Source organism: Arsenophonus sp. ENCA (genome assembly GCF_002287155.1).
Lineage (GTDB): Bacteria > Pseudomonadota > Gammaproteobacteria > Enterobacterales > Enterobacteriaceae > Arsenophonus > Arsenophonus nilaparvatae.
Genome location: NZ_NHNG01000388.1, coordinates 1 through 724 on the forward strand (window position 1 = coordinate 1; position 724 = coordinate 724).

Below are 724 nucleotides of genomic sequence, written 5' to 3' on the forward strand. Positions count from 1 at the left end.
GGTTTCGATCTTGACCAGCGGGTCACCCAACTTGTCGATCGTCTGTTGGTGATACTGGTTTGCAAAGAGGTCATTCTTAATGGCGCTGCGTTTCTTCATGGTGGTTAGCTCAGTAGACCAGCTTCCGATAACTTTATCAGCAAAATCAAACTCGGCTTAGGTTTTTCGAGGTGCCCTTAAGTCATTTTCAGATAATGTAGGATATTCTTTTTTAATGGCGTTAAAGGTTTTGCTATTAATCTGCATAATCCCTAAATCAAGTGAACCATCTTTATTTTTGTTTTTTGCATGGGGATAAGGTTGGATTCTTGTCTGGCAATCGCTCTTAAATAATCGGCAAGCGATATTTTTGAAATAACAAGACAAAACAGCCACATTAAATTTTTGATTTTCATCGCCACGCTCTTTATTCAAAAGTAAAAACAATTCGGCATATTTTCGCCCCTATAAAGCAAAAAGATTTTTCAAAGGAATTCCAATAAAGCCTATCAATTTTACTTCACCAAATCCGCTTTTTCTACCACTAATTTACATACCACACGCAAAATACTTATTTTATTTTAAGCTTTTGATAATTGGGCACCTCGAAAAACCTAAGCCGAGTTTGATTTTGCTGATAAAGTTATCGGAAGCTGGTCTACTGAGCTAACCACCATGAAGAAACGCAGCGCCATTAAGAATGACCTCTTTGCAAACCAGTATCACCAACAGACGATCGACAAGT

1 protein-coding gene is annotated in these 724 nt (G+C 37.8%); it reads right to left on the reverse strand.

The annotated features are described in order from the left end of the window. Positions 1 to 156: 156 nt before the first annotated feature. The gene (locus tag CBG25_RS10180) at positions 157 to 426 is read right to left on the reverse strand and encodes a transglycosylase SLT domain-containing protein (protein WP_290606446.1); all 270 of its coding nucleotides are present in this window, start codon (positions 424 to 426) and stop codon (positions 157 to 159) included. Positions 427 to 724: the final 298 nt, after the last annotated feature.